Below are 556 nucleotides of genomic sequence, written 5' to 3'. Positions count from 1 at the left end.
GACGACCACCACCCTGCGGACGACCCTGGCCCTGCGGGCGCCCGCCACCCGAGCGACCACCCGACGACCGTTCGCCGGCCGGACGACGGTCGCGCCACTCCCCTCCGGGACCACCTGATGGGCTCGGGCGGTCGTCACGTGACGACCGTCCGCCACCTGCAGCTCCACGGCTGCCGTCTGCGGGCCGGGCTCCCCGATTGCCCTCGGTGGGCCGGGAGCCGCGGTGCCCCGCGGGGCGCTGCGGTCGACCGGCGCCGCCGGCGCTGCGGCCACGGTCGGAGCCTGAGGGCCCCCGTCGCGGAGAAGTCATGGTGTTCTACGTACCTCACTGGTGAACGGCGCACGCCCGGTGGGGGCACCTGTACGGCATCGCATCCACCCGACGCACCGCTGAAGCGGTTGCGTCCGGTCGGTCGACGAAAGCGGACAAACGCACAAAACGGGGGCCGGAGCGCAATGCTCCGACCCCCGTTTCGTGAAGTTATGTCCGGCGGCGTCCTACTCTCCCACCCGGTCCCCCGGGCAGTACCATCGGCGCTGAAAGGCTTAGCTTCCG

1 rRNA gene is annotated in these 556 nt (G+C 72.5%); it reads right to left on the bottom strand.

The features are described 5' to 3' along the window. Window positions 1–485 precede the first annotated feature (485 nt). Window positions 486–556, bottom strand: a 5S ribosomal RNA gene (gene rrf, locus O2V63_RS20795); the annotation flags it as partial.

Origin of the sequence: Modestobacter sp. VKM Ac-2977 (genome assembly GCF_026968045.1) — a bacterium.
Lineage (GTDB): Bacteria > Actinomycetota > Actinomycetes > Mycobacteriales > Geodermatophilaceae > Modestobacter.
The sequence above is the reverse complement of the archived record's forward strand: the minus strand, read 5'-3'. Positions and strand labels throughout refer to the sequence as shown.